Consider the following 18415-nt stretch of genomic DNA (forward strand, 5'->3'; position numbering starts at 1 on the left):
GCTTGCCGCGGCTGCGGCACTGTTTACTTGACTATGCTGAGTTCGCCGGGTGCCGATGGCATGGCGCGGGTGCGTGAGCTGGTCGCGACCAGTAGTCCCAGGGTGAGCACGTAAGGAGCGGCATAAAAGAGATAGTAGCCGCTGGTGATGCCGACGGACTGCAACGCCGGACCGAGCGCGCCGGCGCCGCCAAACAGCAGTGAGGCATAGAGGCAGTTGACCGGATTCCAGCGGGCAAAGATCACCAGTGCCACCGCCATCAGCCCTTGGCCGGAGGAGATGCCTTCGTTCCAGCTTCCGGGATAGTAGAGCGAGAGATAGGCGCCACCGACACCGGCAAGAGCACCGCCGGCCGCTGTGCTCCAGAGCCGCACCCGGTTGACGTCGATCCCAAGGGCACGCGCCGCATCGGCGCTGTCGCCGGTCACTCGGATCGTCAGCCCGACGCGGGTGTTCTTCAACATCCAGGCCGTGGCGAATGCGAGTACGATGCCCACAAGGAACAGCACATTGACATTCAATGCGGCCTGCACCTGCGGCAGGCTTGACCAGAAACCGAGTGGGATGGCCGGCAGATCCGGTGCGACGGGCTGCACGTAAGGCTTGCCGAACAAGAAGGCGAGGCCCGTGCCGAAGATCATCAGCGCGATGCCGATGGCGATGTCGTTGACGCGCGGCAGGCGGCAAAGCCAGCCATGCAGAAGGCCGAAGATCAGGCCGGAGAAGGCGGCGGCCAAGGTGCCGAGCCAGGGCGATCCCGTGTGATAGGCGACCGCATATCCACTCATGGCGCCGAAGACCAGAGTGCCCTCGAGTCCAAGATTGATACGCCCCGATCGTTCCGTCAGGCACTCGCCGATGGAGACGAATATGAACGGCGTGGAGACACGGATCGCGCCGCCAAGGATTGCAAGAGGCACACCCCACAGGCCGATATCTTCAGTCATGTCTGCCTCCTTTCAAGGAAAGTGAGGAAGCGGACGCGACCCTGCAGCGTGTCAGTCAATAGGATGGCGATAAAGACCATGCCCTCCAGAACGAGCACAGTCGCATCGGGCAGGTCCATGCGCCTCTGTATGAGCCCGCTCGACGCCTCGATGCCGGCAAATAAAATGGCGGCCGGGATGATGGCGAGCGCGTTGTGGCGGGCGAGAAAGGCAATGAGGATGCCGGTATAGCCGTAGCCCGCCGCAAGCGAGGCGTTGGCCGAGCCGTGGATCGCTGCGACCTCGACCATGCCGGCCAGCCCTGCGAAGGCGCCGCCAAGCGCCGTGAAACCGATGGCGAGGGTACCCGCTGGAAGTCCCTGGATTTCCGCCGCGCGGACGTTGCCTCCAACGATGCGTGCCGCAAACCCGATGGTGGTCCGCTCAATCAGTATCCAGGCGAGGATGCAGGCGAGAATGCCCAGGACAAGCCCCCAGTGAACGCCGATGCCGGGCATCTCGCCGATCTGCCAGGTTTCGGGCAGCGGTGCAGTGGAGGGCTTGTTGAGGCTTGCTGGATCACGAAAGGGGCCCTCGATCAGGTGGTTCATCAGGGCAATTGCGATATAGGCCATCAGCAGGCTTGAGATCGTCTCATTCACACCGCGCAGGTGGCGAAGTGCACCGACCGTGCCAATCCAGAAGCCGCCGACCGCCATGCCGGCAATAGCCATGAGGGTGATGCCGATGACAGCCGGAAGGCCCGGCATCAGCATGGCGACGGCGCCTGCCGCGACGCCCCCAAGCACGATCGCGCCCTCGCCACCGATGATAACGAGCCCGAGGCGGGCCGGCAGTGCAACGCAGAGCGCTGCCAGAAGCAGCGGTGCTGCACGTGTCAGGGTGTTCGTCCAGGAGAAGGCGGTGCCGAAGCCCGCCTTCAAGACAAGCCCATAGAATTCGACCGGTGACTTGCCTAGCAGAATAAGGAAGATTGCGAAGACCAGCATTCCCGCAAACAGGGCTGCCATGGGCAGAAGGACCGCTTCGATACGGCGGGCACCGGCCTCGTTCAGGAATCGGGTCCATCGGTTAAGTGGCGCCATCTGATCGACCTGCAGGCTCATGAACTGGCCCCCTGTTCGCGCTGTTCTGTCAGGAGGTGGAGCCGACGACGCCTTCCACGAGGTAGTTCATGCTCTCAAGCGCAACATCGGTCTCAACCAGAGCCTGCCCGGCGGTTGCCACCACATTGCCCTTGTTGTCCTTGAGGGGCCCGGTGATCGCCGCGAAGCCGCCCTTCATGATCTCGCCCTGGACTGCCTCGAAGCGGGTGCGCGCCTCCTCACTGACGGCCGGTCCGAGCGGGCTCATCTTGATGAAGCCGTCTGCCAGTCCTCCGCGGACAAAGTTGTCGATCGTGCCGCCCGCAAGCGTGGTCTTGACCATGTCGGTGTAGACCTTGGCCCAGTTCCACTCCGCTCCGGTCAGATACTTGTCCGGCGCGAGCGCGCTCTGGTTGGCATGATAGCCACACAGATACATCCCGCGACCAGCCGCGGTCTCCATCACCACTTTCGGGCCGTCCACATGGCAGGTGATGACGTCGATGCCCTGATCGGCCAGCGCATTGGTGGCCTCCGCCTCCTTGACCGCCAGCGACCATTCGCCGGTGAAAATGACCTGGCAGGTGATCGAGGGATCGACGGCACGCGCGCCGAGCAGGAAGGAATTGATGTTCAACAGCACCTGCGGAATGGGCTTCGCGGCCACGAAACCTATCTTTTTCGACTTCGTGGCATAGCCGGCCGCAATGCCGTTCAGATACTGGCCCATGCCGATATAGCCGAAATAAGAGCCGACATTTGCCGGATTGTCCGGCGTCCAGAGGCCGCCGCAATGCTGGAAGCGCACCTCCGGGTTCTTCGGTGCCAGAGCCAGGATGTGGGGATCGAAATAGCCGAAGGAGGTCGGGAAAAGGAGTGTTGCACCATCAAAGCTGATCATGCTCTCCATGGTCTTTTGCACGTCGACCGTTTCGGGAACCTGCTCCTCTTCGACTACCGTGACGCCTTCCATAGCCTTGACCGCGGCTGCGCCCTCGGCATGCGACTGGTTGTAGCCGAAATCATCCTTCGGTCCGACATAGATGAAGCCGACCGTGAGGCCCGCCGCATGTGCCATTCCACCCGGCAGCAGACCCGAAAGGGCAGCTGCGCCGGCGAGACCGGCTGAGTTCATCAGAAACTGGCGACGATTGGGCATCAGGATCTTCGACATGTGGACGTTCCCCGTTTTTGCTTGTTTTGCCGGCGTGGCCCGATCTTGAGGGCTCAGCGTCTGGCTTTCGACGCCAGTAATCCAGATGGACGCGCTTCTGTCTTGTGCTATGTTTTGGCCGGCCTGCTGCAAAAAATGCAGCAGCCTAAACAGGGCCTTTCATGCGCTACCTCGCTTCCATTCGATACATCGATGCCGTGGTGAAGGCGGGCTCGATCCGGGCCGCCGCCGATACGCTCGCGATCACTTCGACGGCGCTCAATCGGCGCATTCTCGCCATGGAGGAGGAGCTCGGCGTGCCGATCTTCGAACGCTTGGCCCATGGTGTGCGCCTATCGGCCGCCGGCGAGATCTATATTCACCACATTCGCAACCAACTTTCGGATATGGAGCGGGTGCGTTCGCAGATCGCCGATCTCTCTGGAGTGCGGCGCGGCCATGTGTCGATTGCCTGTAGCCAAGCGCTCTTGCCTTACTTCTTGCCGAGCCAGATCGCGCTCTATCGCAAGGAACACCCGAACGTCACCTTCGGCGTCCATCTGCGGGATCGCGAGGCGGCCGAGCACGCGCTCGTCGATCACAGCGCCGATCTTGCTATCGTCTTTGAGCCTGTGCGTCTCACGGATTTCATGACGCTCATCCGCGTGCGCCAACCGGTGCATGTCGTCATGTCCCCCGATCATCCGCTGGCGGCGAGGTCGACGGTGAGGCTATCTGATTGTGTCGATTACCCGATCGCGCTGCCGACGACGGCCTATGGTGTGCGCCATCTGCTCGACATTGCCATGCGCATCGCCGGCGTGCGCCTCGATCCGGTTATCCAGTCCGACAATTTTGAATTCCTGCGAAACCACGCGGTGATGGAGAACATCCTCACCTTCCAGATACCAATCGGTCTCTCGGACCAGACCTCAACGGGCCGGATGGTCTCATGCCCGCTTGATGGACGCGATGTGCCCGCCGGCATCCTCTATCTCGGTCAGTTGAAGGGCCGCACCTTGCCAGTGGCTGCTGCACGCTTTGCGTCACAATTGACAAACTGCCTCGCCAGCCAGTTCGAAGTTTCCTGAAGCCCAGATTGTTTTCATCGGGGAAAGTACTCGATTGTATCTGGCGGCCAGAACTCCACTGATCCTCTGGTCCATGCCGCCGACGACACCGCTGCCCAAAGATTGAGTGATGCGTGCGGGTATGTGTTGAGCGCAGAGGCCCAGGTGCCGATCCTCGCCGCTGCCGGGAACGCCGAGTTGGATAAGATTGCCGTGGCTGTGCACGAACGAACGCCCTTCGGCGAACAAGCGCTTCGCGACGACCGGATCGATACAGTCATCGCGAAGGACCCGGGGCATGCCGTGCGCAGCGCAATGCGCATCACGCATGCCCGTTCGGATGCTCGCCAACCGCTTGCTGCCCAGGAAAAGATCCGCATCCAAACCCTGCTCAAGGGAAACCTCCAGACGCGGCATGGCATGCATTGAGCGCCTTGCGTCGGGCAGGCGCCGCAATCGGTTGCGAGGTCGGCGCCCCGTCAGGGTTTCTCCTGGAGCTGATGCACCTGCCGATCAAACCACGCCGGCTTAACGACGCCGGTTGCCCGCGTTCATGCGTCTCATTCAAGTCGCTCCGCGGGCAAGCAGCGTATCCTGTGCACTTTCATAGGAATCCCGCAAGGAGCCATGCACATCAAGTCCTTCAAGAGCGTAGCTGTTGAGGAACTGGCGTTTGGAAAACAGCTTGCGGTCCACCTCGGTCAGCTCGGCTTCATCGCAAATCGAGCGCCAGTTTTGCGCAATGGTTGTGAGCTGATGTTCGATAAGCTTAGACGCTTGTGCATGCGTCAAATGGTAATCGGGCGCCGCTGCGAGGCATGCGGAAAGCGTGCTTGCACGAAGGTTGCCCTTGATCAGCATGGCCTGAGTGGCCTCGCTGCCGGTGCGACCTTGCGGGCATATGTCATATGCAGGCGTTAGCGTCAGCTGTCTGCCGTCCCAGAAGGCGGCATGATTGCGGGCGTGGTCGTCAGTATTGCCGCAAAGCACATTGAAGCAGATGCGGCCATAGAGTTCTTTAAGCGTTTCCTTCGGATCGCTGAAGCGGTGTCGAATGAGCTCTGCCAGATCTTCATAAGAGGCATAGCGCGCCATCATCTCATCGAGCCCGAGCATCGTCAGTGCCGACACCATGGAACGTCGTGTCCAGCCCGTTGCCGAGCGTCGCCGATCAAAGCGTTCAATCAACAGCACATCCTTGTGGGCGGCTTGGGTTATCGACACAGGTGCGGTATCAAGGCCGCAGGCTGATGCCAGCCGCATTGCGATGAACTCCGCTTTGACAACGCTATAGGTGTCGTTGCTGGCGGAGAATTTTGCGATGAATTTCTTGTCTTTGTCGTCGATGAGCGCCTTGGGCCGGGCACCGCCAATCGATGTGCCATGGTTGAGAGCCTGATCCAGAGCAGGCGTCAGCTGCAGTCCTCTCTCAATGCGCGTCGCAGCTTCCATCAACTCGTCAAGCGATGCCCGCGCGGCCACGCGAGGAACGTACTCGCTTGCGGACTGCTGGAAATCGAGCGCGCCGATCCGGTCAGATCCGGACTGCAGCAAAAATGTCAGTTCGCTGAGGTCCGACACACCCGCTCCGACGGGCGCTTGTGCCGTCAGCCTGTTCATGATCACGCGGCGTCCCCAGGCGTCAGGCGATCCATCACGGATTGCGCTTGGCATGTTCAGCCCATTGGCAGGCTCGATAACGCCCTCCTGCAGGGGGAGCTCCGGATGGTAGATGGAGATCGCATTGTTACGCCGCCTGTAACTTGCACCATAGATGAAGAGCAACTGGTCGCCATCCTGATCGAGACGGCCGGCCACGACTGGCTCAGTGGCTCCCGGCAGCCATATCCAGACAAATGCCTCTTTTGCCTCTGCCTTAGAAGTCATCGTCAACATCCTTCACGCTGTGACGAACACTCTTGGGCAGCAAGGTCAGTTTTTCATCGAGATAGGTCATGCGCGCCTTGAGCGTGTTACGCTCATCATGGTCGAACAGACGAATTCCGACGATCGACGCGACTTCGAAGACAATGCCGATCTCTGGGCCTGGCGAACCCTTCTCGATGTTGAACAAGGTTGTCCGGCTAATGCCTGCACGGTCAGCAAGCTCTTGCGCCGTCAGTCCGCGTTCTGTTCGGTTGACGCGGATCAGTTTGCCTAGGACGAGGAGGGCTTCTCGCGTGACCCTGGAATAGCTTCTGTTGCGCGGCATTGGGGTGGCGCCTTGTTCACTTTGCTGAGGCAGAGGCTCTTGGTCATCGTCATCGCGAACATCGTGACATGAGCTCAGCACACTGTCAAACTACGTTCATAATAATGAACTTTAAATGACCTTGCGCCCATTTTTGTGAACAGCATGCGAAGTAGCAATAGTGCAGCCGCAGTTCGGTTGACTGGCCGCCTGACTGCATCGCCTGTGCACGCACGAGAATCGACTGGCCTGTGAAAACCTATCCGGCTGAAAACAGGCGATTGCCCTTTAAGTCGCCAGCGGGACTTGAGGCGCAGGACATCCTCGATGTCCATCAGCTGAAATCCTGCGGTTGGCGGTGTTTGCCAAAGTCTCCGTTATTGATCTGTCAACGAGAGCCGACAAATTTTTGGCACTTGATGGCACCTTCACGACTCTCCTAATGACACTTTCCCCGCATCTTTATTGACACTTCGCCCGCATTGCTATTAACATTTCTCCCATGCTGCCAGGATGGGAAATTTAGTGGTTGTAATGGAAGAAGGTCTTCTCCCGCGTCATTTGCAGCCAGAGCTAAAAGCTGCACTCGCATCTGCGCGCATCGTTAACCTCATCGGGCCGCGCCAAGTCGGCAAGACGACGCTTGTACGGGACCTAATGAGCGTTGGAAAATTCATCACCTTGGATGACGAGAGTATGCTTGCAGCTATAGAGGCCGATCCAAAAGGACAGCTGGATACTCTGCTGGCTGAGAATAAGGCAGGCCCTCTGATTATCGACGAAGCCCAACGATCCACCAAACTAGCGTTGGCGTTGAAAAGGATCGTGGACGAGAACCGCGCGATGGGTCAGTTCATCCTGACAGGCTCATCCAACGTTTTCACTTCCGCGCATGTCGCTGACTCGTTGGCAGGTCGGGTCTACACGATCACCATGCTTCCGATGAGTGTCGCCGAAACACAATGCGTGGGGCCCGCGAAGATTCTCGATTGGGCGTCGGCAAGTGAGCGTCCCGATCCGCTAAATCTTCCGATAGGAGAAACACTGTCCAGGACACAGTATATCGACCTGATGGTTGCAGGCGGATTTCCAGAGATACGAACTCTGGAAGACCGCTGGAGACAAAATCGATATAGGGATTACGTCGATAGTGTCGTCGAACGCGATGTTGCGTACATCTTAAAAATAAGAAAATCAGACGCGATGAGGAGGATGATCGATCAACTGGCTACGCGCGTCGGGAACGAACTCAACATAGACGAGCTTAGCTCAACTATCAGTCTACAACGGAATACGACTGAAACCTATCTCGATATTCTAACCAAGCTCTCTCTATTGCGTCGTTTGCCAGCATGGACTTCTGGAGAGTCGGGACGCGACATACGCCAAGCGAAAATTCATCTCGTGGATACCGGAATCGTCGCAGCTCTGAGGAGTATGAACACCCAGAGCTTCAGTATCGGGGCGAACCCCACAGCACTTGGCGGCGTGTTGGAGAATTTCGTTTTCAATGAAATCTGGAAATCTCTGCCCTATCAGATGCGTCAATGGCGACTATATCACTGGCGGCATCAACGCGGACGCGAGATCGACATCCTAGCCGAATCGGACAGGATGATTATCGGCTTTGAGGTGAAGGCATCGACTACGGTCGAAGCTAAGGACTTTAAACATCTGCGATGGTTTCGAGAGGAAGGCCCAGGTGCGGGCCGTCCCGTGGTCGGCATCGTCATCTATATGGGAGAGCGCGTCCTCACTTTCGGCGAAAACCTATTTGCTTTGCCTCTGTCGATATTCTGGTCATTCAAAGACACTTGGCCTCATTGATCGGCGCGGTGCAATCCGCACAACTGAAAGCAGGGCCGAAATGTCTGACAGGCCTTTGGTATTTTTGCAGCGCCATTTGTAGACCGACAGCTTTAACCAAAAGCGCAGCCCAAGGGAAAGCCGGGGCTTTCCATCGGCCCGGCACCAGACGTCGTCTTTCACCACCTAAAATCCAAAGAGCCTGTCAGTTTGTGCTGGTTGGAACCCTCACGAATGTCAAAATCATAGGCAGCAGAAACAGACAGCCCAGAATTGCTGACAGCTGCCAATTTCAATCCGCCAATCAGGGCGTCGCGACCAATCTCCGCGCCGCTCACAGTAAATCCAGTGCCTAGTACCTCAGCGCCTGCCTGATGCGTCATTTCGATAATGTCATGGCGATAGCCCATGGTCAGTGACGGGATCAGGCTGACACCACTTTCAAGTGCAAACTCTCGAGACAGGTTAACGGCTGCGGTGATATGGGCCTGCTCATAGAGATCGTTGGGTGTCGAAAGGGGCAGGACAGTGCCGGCCTCCTGCGCTCCACCAAAACTGAAGCCTCTATAGCCCGCTGAAAGCGAGGGCATGATACGTGTGTCGCCGAGTTCCATTGTCTGAAAGATCGACGCTTCCGCGAACCCACCCCAGCCGTGATCCTTGCTGTTCAGGAATGTCTGCGATCCCTTCGCAAAGCTGATGCTACGGGCCACATCAAGTCGACCATGCGAAAGACCTGCTCGTGCAGCAACGTCGAAACCTGACCACGCCGTTTGTCCGAAGACAGCGGCCTGGTAGGTCGCCAAATCGGCTTGACCATGTCGTCCGCCATGAACATCTGTTCCTTCGTAACGAAAGGCCCCTCCCAACCAGCCCAGGTCCAGTGGTACATCAAGGCCGAAGGTGACGCCTGCGCTTTCGGCGGCAAAACTCCGATGATCGCCATCCCAACGGCCGCCTTTCGACCAGAAGCGAGCAGCATCCATGCTCGAAAGGTCAGTTCTTGCGAGTTCACCCTGGTGCGACCAGATCTCATCTGCGAATCGCCCAAGAGACATCACGGTGGCCTGCCCACTATCGATGTAGATCACCCCCGATGCCTGCTCGAGACCATGCGCCAACCCCTCGGCATTTGCCAAATACAGACTGGAGTAAAGTGGCTGAAGGGCATCACTTGGTCGAATGCCGGCCAAAGGTCGCGAGGCATCGATCGCTCGACCAATAGAGACGGCAGCTGCACTCTGGCGGATACCATGACCCGAAAGGTCGGCATAGGATAGCGGTGTCGCAGCAAGCAGAAGGCTTCCTGTTCCATAGACCACATCGAAGCGGGTCCCAGCTGCAAGCCCACTTCCTGGCTGTGCCAGCCCCGTAAAAGAACCAGTGATCGTACCGTTTGCAACATCGAGAAAGCGGACGCTATCACCAAGCTTTGGCGTGAAATTGTTGTTTGCCGCACCGGTGATACCCCGAAGAACAGGCGCCAGAGTGCCCCCGACTGCGACGGCGCGGTTGACGCCGATAACGGAAATCCGGTCAAACCCGCCTATGCCATCCTGGGCGATAAGACCGTCTATTTCAATATTCGTCTGACTACCGGCAGCAAGCGTGAAGTCACCATTGATCGTCAGCAGGCCTGGCGATTGTCCCGGAGAAAGCTGACCTCGTAAAAAGAGATTGGAGACGATCGTGCCATTTCCTGAGAGATTTCCGTTTTGACCGATCTCGATAGAGGATCCGGTAAGCGTACCATCGACGCGCAATTCCCCCTGATTGACAGAGACACCCCGCTGGAAAGTGGCGTTTCCCAGCAGAACCAGGGTACCTTGTCCCGTTTTGGTCAAAGAACCGCTGCTGGTAATTGGCGTTGTCCAGACCTGTCGGTCACCCTTTTGACTTCCTGCGGTGGCAACGAATCTGCCAGTGCTATTGCCATCGAGACCTGCCGGCCCCGATTCCAGCGCCCGATCAAGCCGCAGGAAGCCCCGACCATAGACAGAATCAGCACCGGGCGCCCCCAGATCCTCAGCTGTTTCAAATAGGATATTGGTGATCTGTGCCGGCGTATATGTTGGGAACGCTTCAACAAGGATAGCGATTGCGCCAGCAACATGAGGTGCCGCCATCGAGGTCCCCTGAAGGGCGCGGTAGGTACCGTTGGTAAAGGTGGAAACAATTGGCCGTTCGACCCTGTCATCATACGTGCCTCCAGGCGCGGCAAGACACCAGTTGGCCGCCACACCACACTTGTTGGAGTATTCGGCAAGCACTTTTTGAGAATCGGTAGCGACCACGACGATGATGCGGCCCCGCTTGATACCGTCCGCGGCCTCTGCCGCAGCCAGGGCTGTGTCAGTCATATCGGAGAAATCTGCCGTTTCGGATCCGGTATAGATCCGATGGCCCGCAGAATTGGTGACAGAGGCATTTCCGGGCCGGATAAACGGAAAGAGGCCGATGCCAGAAGGGTTCTCAGCCGATATCGGTGCGGAAGCACCGTCATTGCCTGCAGCGATTGTCAGAATCTGGCCGGCTCTTAAGGCGGCACGCACCGCATTTGCCTCATCTGTAAGATCACCGGTGTTCCAGGTCACCGATCCATCCGGGATGATGGGGCCGAATGACCCATTGATGACCCTGACATCAGACTGCGTCGCCAGATAGCTGATCGCACCGGCCGTACCAATCCCAAGCGGGTTGGCCTGAACGCACTGATCCTCGTCGGTGAGATAGGCATCGCTCCCGCATAGCGCGAGAAAATGGGCGTTATACGTCGTGTCACCGATCGTAAAATTGTTACGACTGTCCAGCCATTGTGATGCGGGCAATGAAAGCAGCGCCTGAATCGACAGGATGTTTGCGCCTGGTGCGACACCCTGCATGCCGACCCCGTTTTGGCCCGCACCGATAATCCCCGACACATGGGTCCCATGTCCATTTCCATCTTCGGACGCATCAGCCGGTCTGACAAAACCGGCAGAAACGTCTCCGGCAGCGACCGCAGCATTGGGATCAAACCAGTGGAAGACAGAGGTAGAACGTGGATCGATCCGCCCGGCGAATTCATGATGCGAGCCGCCATCGGTCGTCCTATCTATTCCACTGTCGATGACGCCAACAACAACGCCCCTGCCGGTCAATCCAAGATCGAGCGCTTTTTGTGCTCCGATGAGCCCAAGACCATAGTTTCGGTCGAATTCCGGAATGTTTGCGAGATTGACGGAATTGTCGGCACCTGGCGGACGAGCACGATTCTGAATGCTTTCTGCGGCGCTAAATGAATAACTGGAAGCGTTGATCTGAGTGCGCCGGTGACTGGCACCGACCGCCGTTGCCAGCCGGATTGCATCTGCAAGCTCGGGTGCAATAGCCAAGGCCTGGCTTTGGATGGCGACCGCTCGAAAGGGCGTGATGCGGGTGTTTTCATAAACGGACGCCAGGAGCGAGGACTGTCCATGGGCGTGAGCGAGGTTTAACGCATCGACAAGCTGTTGAGAGCCAGCCTCAACGCTGACCTTGAAGGCCTCCTCGGCCCGAGCAAGTGACGGAGAAAGAGCAGTGGAGACGAGCAAGGCACTCAGCATCAAGGCATGAAGGGAGTTAGCAGACATTATGTCTCCTGGCATGCAATAGGGCGCAAGAAGATCTGCTCAGCGGAGCGGGGCGCGGCCGAGTTGCTTCGAGATCCGGTTAAGTTTGTGTAACTTAAACTGTGATCACGGCGTTGAAGGCAAGACATTCCTTCGACTGCCTATCGGCATAATCTGGGTGTAGCTTTAAGTTGTTCAGTCCAACAACTTCTCCATATGAGAGCATGGAGCAAGAAATCCAGCCAATTGAGCAATCTGGTAAGACAGTTCTTGAAAACGAAGCCTGACGTCTCGACCCTTGAACACCGAGGCGACTTACTTCTGCGATTTGCGCGGCATGACCCGTAGCGTTTAACAGCCGCCTCGGCCGCCGGCACTGTTGGAGAACGATGCGAAGAACTCGCGTATCTCCAAACCGCCAAACTGAAGGCAAAAGGGGAAATAGTTGATGGGTGTTCACTCAGTTTACGCCGCACCTCAATTGATTGCGAATTCTACAGAGAATTCGGCAGGCGGGTCACTCGCAGCCGCAAGAGATATAGTGAAGCGCTTGGCCGGCTTACCGTAAGCAAGATACTGGTGCTCGATTAAAGCCGGTAGATGGTGTCCGTCGTCCAGCCGGATGGGCCTAAAGCAGTTTTTCCCCTCTGCGTGACACGCGGTTCATCAACCCGCCTGTACTGACACCAATCAGCACGCCGAATGCCTTGACCAGAGCATCATGAAACTGGGGGTGCCGCGTTACGGAAAAATACTGACCCAGCTCGATCAAGAACACAGCCAGCAACAACGCGAGGGCAATTGGAAGTATCCGGCGCGGATAGGCGATCACGAACAGCGCCGACATCACGACGAAAGCAATCGCTCGATCAAGATCTGCCGAGGTTATCGTCGCGGGTCTCACCCCAATCGGTGCGACCGTGACAAAGATGATGACGGCCAACCCTGTCCAGGCGGCAAAGCGGACGAAACTGCGAATGGTCGGCAATCCATGAAAAAAATACGCCTACCAGCGGCAAGGCAAGAAAGCCGCCAGCGACGAATGCCAACCGAGCCGCAAGAGCTATAATCTTGGCAGGCTTGCGATATCGCAGCTCCACCAGCGCTGATCAATATCCGCCAATGCAGGGCAGCCATGCGCCCTTCGACCCGGTACGACCCGAGACACAACGACCATCTCAATTTCTCCGAGTGAAATTGCGCCTTGCCCTTCTCAACCCATGGCCTGCCGGCCGCGATCAACCGAGGCACACGCGACCGGCATCTGACTCAGATCGCGTCGATGCTCGGCCATAGGGATCATCTGGCGCACTTTGTCGACGGTTGCTCGGTCAATCTCGACGTTGACGATGCCGATGTCCTGCCCCGCCCTTGCAATGATCCGACCCCAAGGATCGACCATCATGGAATGCCCAAACATTGCGCGGTCTTCGCCGTCCGGAGCTCGGTAGCTGCCGCATTGGCCACAGGCTGCGAAATAGCATTGAAACTCTATAGCACGGGCCCGGCAGAGAACCTCCCAATGGTCCCGGCCCGTCTGCTCAGTGAAAGCGGCTGGCAAGATCACCAGATCAACCTCGAGGCTCGCCAGCCGATCAAAGAGGCGCGAGAAACGCAGATCATAGCAGATGGCACAGCCGATCCTGAACCCGCCGATCTCATAGACAAGCAACCCATCCCCCGGTGCCACTACTGCCGATTCAGCATAGCGCTTGCCGTCAGGCGCCGTGATGTCGAAGAGATGGATCTTCCTGTAGCAGCCGATTTCCTCGCCTTTTGGACCGAAGACGACAGTCGTGTTGAAGATACTCGGATCATCAAGGCGTCGCTCCAGCAGGCTACCGGCGTGGACAGCGACGCCTGCCTCACGGGCAAAGGCCTGAACCATTTCATAGGCTTCACCACCGGGTACAAGATCGGCCGCCTGGCGCTTGTCCTCCGGCGTTCCACCCGTCCAGTCGAAATGCTCCGGCAAGACAAGGAGATCGGGCTTTGCTACAGCCCAGGCGTCGCGCATCAAACGCAGAGCTTGGGCGATGTTGCCTTTGCGATCCGGCTGCGAATTCATCTGAATAAGAGAGATCTTCATGATTGCTGATCGCTTTCAAAATCAAAAATGGAAAGGCCCTTGGCCAAGTGCGCGCGCAGACGTGCCGAACGTTTCTGCCGCTCGATGGCGAAATGGGCGAGCGCCTCCATGCGCTGCCGCTCAGCCACAAAAACCCCTTCGTGATCGGCGAGTACGGCATAGCCTGGCAGAACGGCGGTAGCGCCACAGGCAATCGGCACATTAATTGAGCCGCCGACTGCAATCTTGCGGTTTGTGGTGCGCGCTGAACGACCACGACACCAGACAGGCAAGCCGACCGCGATAATCTCCTCGAAATCGGTCGCCGGCCCGTCGATGATGATGGCTGCAGCTCCCCGCGCCCGAGCAGCAAGCGCAACACCACCGCCGACACAGGCGATATCATCGCGATCGACCCGCGAAATCACCAAGATGTCGCCGGGCTGAATGAGATCAATGGCCTTGTAGATCACCGCACCGTCACGACCCGGTGCCGCGACCGTCAAAGCCTGACCCGAAACCCGTGCCGGCGTGATCGGCAATATGCCATCGCCGACAAAACCTAGATGTTCCACATGGCCGATCGTGGCAGCTTCGGTCTGCGAGAGCAGGTCGACGAGCGCCTTCGACAGAGGAGGCTGGTTGGGCTCGACCTGATAGTCTGTTCGCATCGTCTTCTCCTGCTCTCGCATTCCCGCCCCACTTAGACTTGGCCACTCAGACCGGACGTTCGCCCGACGTGGTCGTACGATGCATGATGCGGATGGTATTGGGATCGAAGCCATCACGGCGATGCATGGTGCAGCGATTGTCCCACATCATGATGTCGCCTTCCTCCCAAGACTGTACGAAGATGTCGCTCTGGCCTGTCGTGTGCGCCCAAAGCTCTTGCAAGAGGCCGAAGCTCTCGTCCTGTGGCATACCGACGATCCAAGCGCCTTCGATCGTGCCACCGAGATAAAGTGCCTTGCGACCCGTTTCGCCATGGGTGCGGACAAGCGGATGAACGACCCCGTCCCATTCCCGGAAGTCCTTGCTTTTCGGCTCCTGCTTGTTCAGCCGAAGCTTGCCGGTCTTGTCATAGACATTCTGGAAGAAGATCTGTCGGCCGGTCACAGCCTTTTTCAGTGCCTCGGGCAAGCTCTCGTAAGCGAGATAGGTGGAGAGGAAATAGGTGTCACCACCCGACGGCGGGACCTGGATTGCGCGCAGGATCGCACCGGCCGGCGGACGCTCGTAGAACCAGGTGTCGGTGTGCCAGGTCGCCTCGCTATTGCCGAGCGCGCCGCTCGGCTTGCCGTCCTTCATCTGGTTGGAAATCACCAGGATTTCCGGGTGGGTCAGGTGGCCACCTTCCTGCAATTGCTTAGGGTGAATGACAAACTCCCCGAAATACCGCGAGAAGCGCACCTGATCGGCGTCGGAGATTTGAGTGCGCTTGAAGCGCAGCACGCCATATTCGAGCCACAGCCGGCGTAGCTCGGCGATATCGCGGTCGTCATAGTCATGAAAATCAAATCCCTCGACTTCGGCGCAGACATTGGTGGAGTTCTGCGTCGCGTGGATCTTTTCCTTGAGCATCATAGTCCTGTCTCCTTGAAATGCGGCGAGGAAGTCCTCAACCGATACGGCACCCAGCCGTTGTCAAACCCTAGGCCGGTCCTTGCCCGGCGCTCCAATAGCGATCGGCCGCCATTGATAGGCGCGGCCGATCGCTCACGCCTTCAGGATGAAAGCAGCCTGACATCCTCCGGCGCCACCGATAGCCAGAGCTCACCGCCCGGTGCCGGCAGTGCGAGACCTTGAGAGGCGCTGCAGACAAGGGTGATCAGCAGATCGGCAGCGAGTTCGACAGAAAGCTCCAACTGAGCCCCGAGATCGACGACCCGCCTCAGGCGTCCGGCAAGCCTGTTCGGCCCGACCTCTGCCGCAGTCGAAAGATGCAGATGTTCGGGGCGAATGCAGACAAAGCCTGTTTCCGGTGTCACCTTTTTGGCGGCAGAGACCAGCGAGATGCCGCTATCGGCCAGCATCACCTCCGTGCCTCGCCCGGTCGTCTTCCAGGCGGAATAGGGAATAAGGTTCGATCGCCCGATAAAATCCGCAACAAAGCGGGACTTCGGATTGCGATAGATCTCGCCCGGCCGTCCTTCCTGGGCAATCTCGCCACCCCACATGACGATGATGCGGTCGGACATGGCCATGGCCTCTTCCTGGTCATGGGTGACATAGACAAAGGTCATGCCAAGCTCTGCCTGAATTTCCTTCAGCTCGATGCGCATGGCCTCGCGAAGCTTCAAGTCCAGGTTGGAAAGCGGCTCATCGAGGAGGAGGACGGAGGGACGTGGTGCAATTGCCCGGGCCAGCGCCACCCGTTGTTGCTGGCCACCAGAGAGCTCGCGCGGATAACGCTCGGCAAATCCCGATAGATGGACGCTCTCAAGCGCATCGGTGATCCGGCCCGCGATCTCCTCTTTGGGCACCTTGCGCATCTTGAGCCCGAAGCCAACATTCTCCGAGACCGTCATATGGGGGAAGAGCGCATAATTCTGGAAGACGAGGCCGATATTGCGGTGTTCGGGCGAGACACGCACCTGGCTCTTGCCGCGTATCCTGATGTCACCGGACGACGGTGTGGCAAAGCCGGCAATCATGTTGAGTGTCGTTGTCTTGCCGCAACCGGAGGGCCCGAGGATGCTGACAAATTCACCGCGCGGCACGGACAGACTGAGATCGCGCACAACGGGCACTGCGCCATAGGACTTGCTCACCGACTGGAGTTCGATATCGAGTGGGGTCATTTGCTTCCACCATGGAGTTGAGCGGAAAAACCGCCGATTTTTTCAAAGATGAAGATTGCCGCCAGAATGAAGATCATCGAGGCGACATTGACGGCCGCCATGACCGGGTCGAGGCTGTATTCGAGGTGATTGATCACCTTGATCGGCAGCGTGGTATCACCCGGTCGAACGAGGAAGACCGAGAGCGGGATGTTGTTGAAGGAGATGATGAAGGCGAAGGTGACACCGGACAAAAGGCCCGGCTTGATCAGCGGCAGCAGGATGTAGCGCAATCGATCAAAGCGGCCGGCCCCCAGGATCTGGGCCGCCTGGTCGAGCCCCCGATCAAAATTCGCGATCGAACCGGCCACCATGCGCGTCACAAATGGCAGGGTCAGCACGACATGGGCGGCAATCAGGGCTTCCGTCCCAAGTAACTGCTGCAGGCCCAGTTGCGAGATGAACAGAACGACCGCAACACCCTTAACGATCTGCGGCACCGAAAGCGGTGATAGCAGGAAGGACATGACGACATCGCTTTTCGGAAAGCGCTCAAAGACAATGGCATAGGCCGCCATCAGTCCTGCCAATCCACTGATGACACTGACGATCACGGCAATCTTGACGCTGAGCCAGAAAGGTTCGAGCCAACGTGGATCGACGAGATCCCCATACCAGCGAAGTGTCCAGTTGAGGGGATTGAGCGTCACCTCGGAGGTCGGGCTGAAGGATGCAGCGAGAACCACGATGATCGGCATGGTGATGAAAACGAGGACCGCAAAAAGCGATACCCAGAACAGAAGACTGGATACACGGTTCATCATGCAACACCTCCTCGGCCACTCAGCCTCATACGACGACGTGCCTCGAAGCGGATCCCGAGAAAGGAGACCCCGAGCATCATGAGAAAGAGGGCATTGGCCATCACGGCCGCAAACGGCCAGTTGACATAAAACAGCACCTGTTCGGCGATCATGGTCGCCAGCACTTTGAACCCCGCGCCACCCAGCAGGGCAGGGGTGGCATAGGCACTCGCCGCCATGGTGAAGGAGATGAGAAGGGAGCTGATGATACCGGGCACGGAAAGCGGCAGAACGACATGGCGCATGACGCTGATCCGTGACGCTCCCAGCACCTGGGCTGCCCGTTCCAGATTGGGATCGATGCCTTGAATACTGGTCATCAAAGAGAGAATGCCGAAGGGCAGCACCACATGGGTCAGCCCGACAACAACGGCAAACATGTTCTTCGACAAGGGCAGGGGAGAGGCAATCAGACCGAGATGCAAAAGCGCATCATTGATGAAGCCGCGGTCCTCGAGAATGATCAGCCAGCCATAGGTGCGAAGAACAACGCCGGCGAGCTCAGGCGCCAGCGCCAGAGCAAAGACCAGAGCCCGAGTCCGTCCCCGTGCCCGCGCCAGATAATAGGCGACGGGATAGCCAAGCACCGTGACGCAGACCGCCACGCAAAGCGACATCACAACCGTGCGAAGAATACCCGGCAGTGACAGACCATCTGTCAAGAAGCGTTGGTAGCTTGCAAGCGACGGCAGGCCTGATGCGGGATCGGTAAAGCTGAGCCCCATCATCATACCCATCGGCAGGGCAAAGAAGATCAGGAGCATCAGAACGGAGGGAGAAAGCGCAAGATACAGATGCGCCGGTCCCTTTGCCCGCGGCAGCGCCGCGGGCAGGACAAGAGAGAGACTGCTCATGACTGATC

Annotated in this window: 16 protein-coding genes; 3 read left to right on the forward strand and 13 right to left on the reverse strand. The window is 58.2% G+C overall.

Annotated elements, in window-relative coordinates:
- Positions 1 to 23: 23 nt before the first annotated feature.
- From BW978_RS18750 to BW978_RS18760, 3 genes are read right to left on the reverse strand one after another with little or no spacing between them, the layout of a single operon-like run.
- On the reverse strand, positions 24 to 947 hold the full coding sequence (locus tag BW978_RS18750) for an ABC transporter permease (RefSeq protein WP_076397338.1): 924 nt from the start codon (positions 945 to 947) through the stop codon (positions 24 to 26).
- Entirely contained in the window at positions 944 to 2032 is a 1089-nt protein-coding gene (locus tag BW978_RS18755; RefSeq protein WP_244552011.1) for an ABC transporter permease, read from the reverse strand. Before BW978_RS18755 ends, BW978_RS18750 begins: the two co-directional genes overlap by 4 nt.
- Before the next feature lie 49 nt (positions 2033 to 2081).
- Positions 2082 to 3206 carry a BMP family ABC transporter substrate-binding protein gene (locus tag BW978_RS18760; protein ID WP_076397340.1) on the reverse strand — a complete coding sequence of 375 codons (1125 nt, stop codon included), beginning with the start codon at positions 3204 to 3206 and terminating at the stop codon, positions 2082 to 2084.
- 161 nt (positions 3207 to 3367) lie between these two features.
- Between BW978_RS18760 and BW978_RS18765 the strand changes: the two genes are divergently transcribed.
- Both BW978_RS18765 and BW978_RS18770 read left to right on the forward strand, forming a co-directional pair.
- On the forward strand, positions 3368 to 4276 hold the full coding sequence (locus BW978_RS18765) for a LysR family transcriptional regulator (protein WP_076397341.1): 909 nt from the start codon (positions 3368 to 3370) through the stop codon (positions 4274 to 4276).
- Positions 4277 to 4402: 126 nt separating this feature from the next.
- Positions 4403 to 4684: a type 1 periplasmic-binding domain-containing protein gene (locus tag BW978_RS18770; protein WP_175616914.1), complete on the forward strand. Its 282-nt coding sequence runs from the start codon at positions 4403 to 4405 to the stop codon at positions 4682 to 4684.
- Positions 4685 to 4819: 135 nt separating this feature from the next.
- Here the strand turns inward: BW978_RS18770 and BW978_RS18775 are convergent, their stop codons facing one another.
- The gene (locus BW978_RS18775) at positions 4820 to 6142 is read right to left on the reverse strand and encodes a type II toxin-antitoxin system HipA family toxin (RefSeq protein ID WP_076397342.1); all 1323 of its coding nucleotides are present in this window, start codon (positions 6140 to 6142) and stop codon (positions 4820 to 4822) included.
- Complete coding sequence (locus tag BW978_RS18780; protein ID WP_076397343.1) at positions 6132 to 6467, reverse strand: helix-turn-helix transcriptional regulator; 336 nt, start codon at positions 6465 to 6467, stop codon at positions 6132 to 6134. Before BW978_RS18780 ends, BW978_RS18775 begins: the two co-directional genes overlap by 11 nt.
- A gap of 513 nt (positions 6468 to 6980) precedes the next feature.
- Here BW978_RS18780 and BW978_RS18785 point away from each other — a divergent pair.
- Positions 6981 to 8273, forward strand: a complete 1293-nt coding sequence (locus BW978_RS18785) for an ATP-binding protein (RefSeq protein WP_076397344.1) — start codon at positions 6981 to 6983, stop codon at positions 8271 to 8273.
- 158 nt (positions 8274 to 8431) lie between these two features.
- Here the strand turns inward: BW978_RS18785 and BW978_RS23905 are convergent, their stop codons facing one another.
- The 8 genes from BW978_RS23905 to BW978_RS18825 all read right to left on the reverse strand — a co-directional run bounded on the left by BW978_RS23905 (position 8432) and on the right by BW978_RS18825 (position 18407).
- Positions 8432 to 11863 carry a S8 family serine peptidase gene (locus BW978_RS23905; RefSeq protein WP_175616915.1) on the reverse strand — a complete coding sequence of 1144 codons (3432 nt, stop codon included), beginning with the start codon at positions 11861 to 11863 and terminating at the stop codon, positions 8432 to 8434.
- A 607-nt stretch (positions 11864 to 12470) separates the two neighbouring features.
- Positions 12471 to 12830 (reverse strand): hypothetical protein, encoded by a 360-nt coding sequence (locus BW978_RS18795; protein ID WP_076397345.1) that lies wholly within the window; start codon positions 12828 to 12830, stop codon positions 12471 to 12473.
- A 225-nt stretch (positions 12831 to 13055) separates the two neighbouring features.
- Positions 13056 to 13931, reverse strand: coding sequence for a carbon-nitrogen hydrolase family protein (locus tag BW978_RS18800; protein ID WP_076397346.1), 876 nt, complete (start codon positions 13929 to 13931; stop codon positions 13056 to 13058).
- Positions 13928 to 14581 (reverse strand): RraA family protein, encoded by a 654-nt coding sequence (locus BW978_RS18805; RefSeq protein ID WP_076397347.1) that lies wholly within the window; start codon positions 14579 to 14581, stop codon positions 13928 to 13930. Before BW978_RS18805 ends, BW978_RS18800 begins: the two co-directional genes overlap by 4 nt.
- A 46-nt stretch (positions 14582 to 14627) precedes the next feature.
- Positions 14628 to 15494, reverse strand: coding sequence for a TauD/TfdA dioxygenase family protein (locus BW978_RS18810; protein WP_076397348.1), 867 nt, complete (start codon positions 15492 to 15494; stop codon positions 14628 to 14630).
- Positions 15495 to 15634: 140 nt separating this feature from the next.
- Positions 15635 to 16711 carry an ABC transporter ATP-binding protein gene (locus tag BW978_RS18815; RefSeq protein ID WP_076397349.1) on the reverse strand — a complete coding sequence of 359 codons (1077 nt, stop codon included), beginning with the start codon at positions 16709 to 16711 and terminating at the stop codon, positions 15635 to 15637.
- Entirely contained in the window at positions 16708 to 17511 is an 804-nt protein-coding gene (locus BW978_RS18820) for an ABC transporter permease (protein ID WP_076397413.1), read from the reverse strand. The genes BW978_RS18815 and BW978_RS18820 overlap by 4 nt, the downstream gene beginning before the upstream one ends.
- Positions 17511 to 18407, reverse strand: a complete 897-nt coding sequence (locus BW978_RS18825; RefSeq protein WP_076397350.1) for an ABC transporter permease — start codon at positions 18405 to 18407, stop codon at positions 17511 to 17513. The genes BW978_RS18820 and BW978_RS18825 overlap by 1 nt, the downstream gene beginning before the upstream one ends.
- Positions 18408 to 18415 lie beyond the last annotated feature (8 nt).

It is taken from the genome of Rhizobium sp. RU33A (assembly GCF_900156055.1).
GTDB lineage: Bacteria > Pseudomonadota > Alphaproteobacteria > Rhizobiales > Rhizobiaceae > Allorhizobium.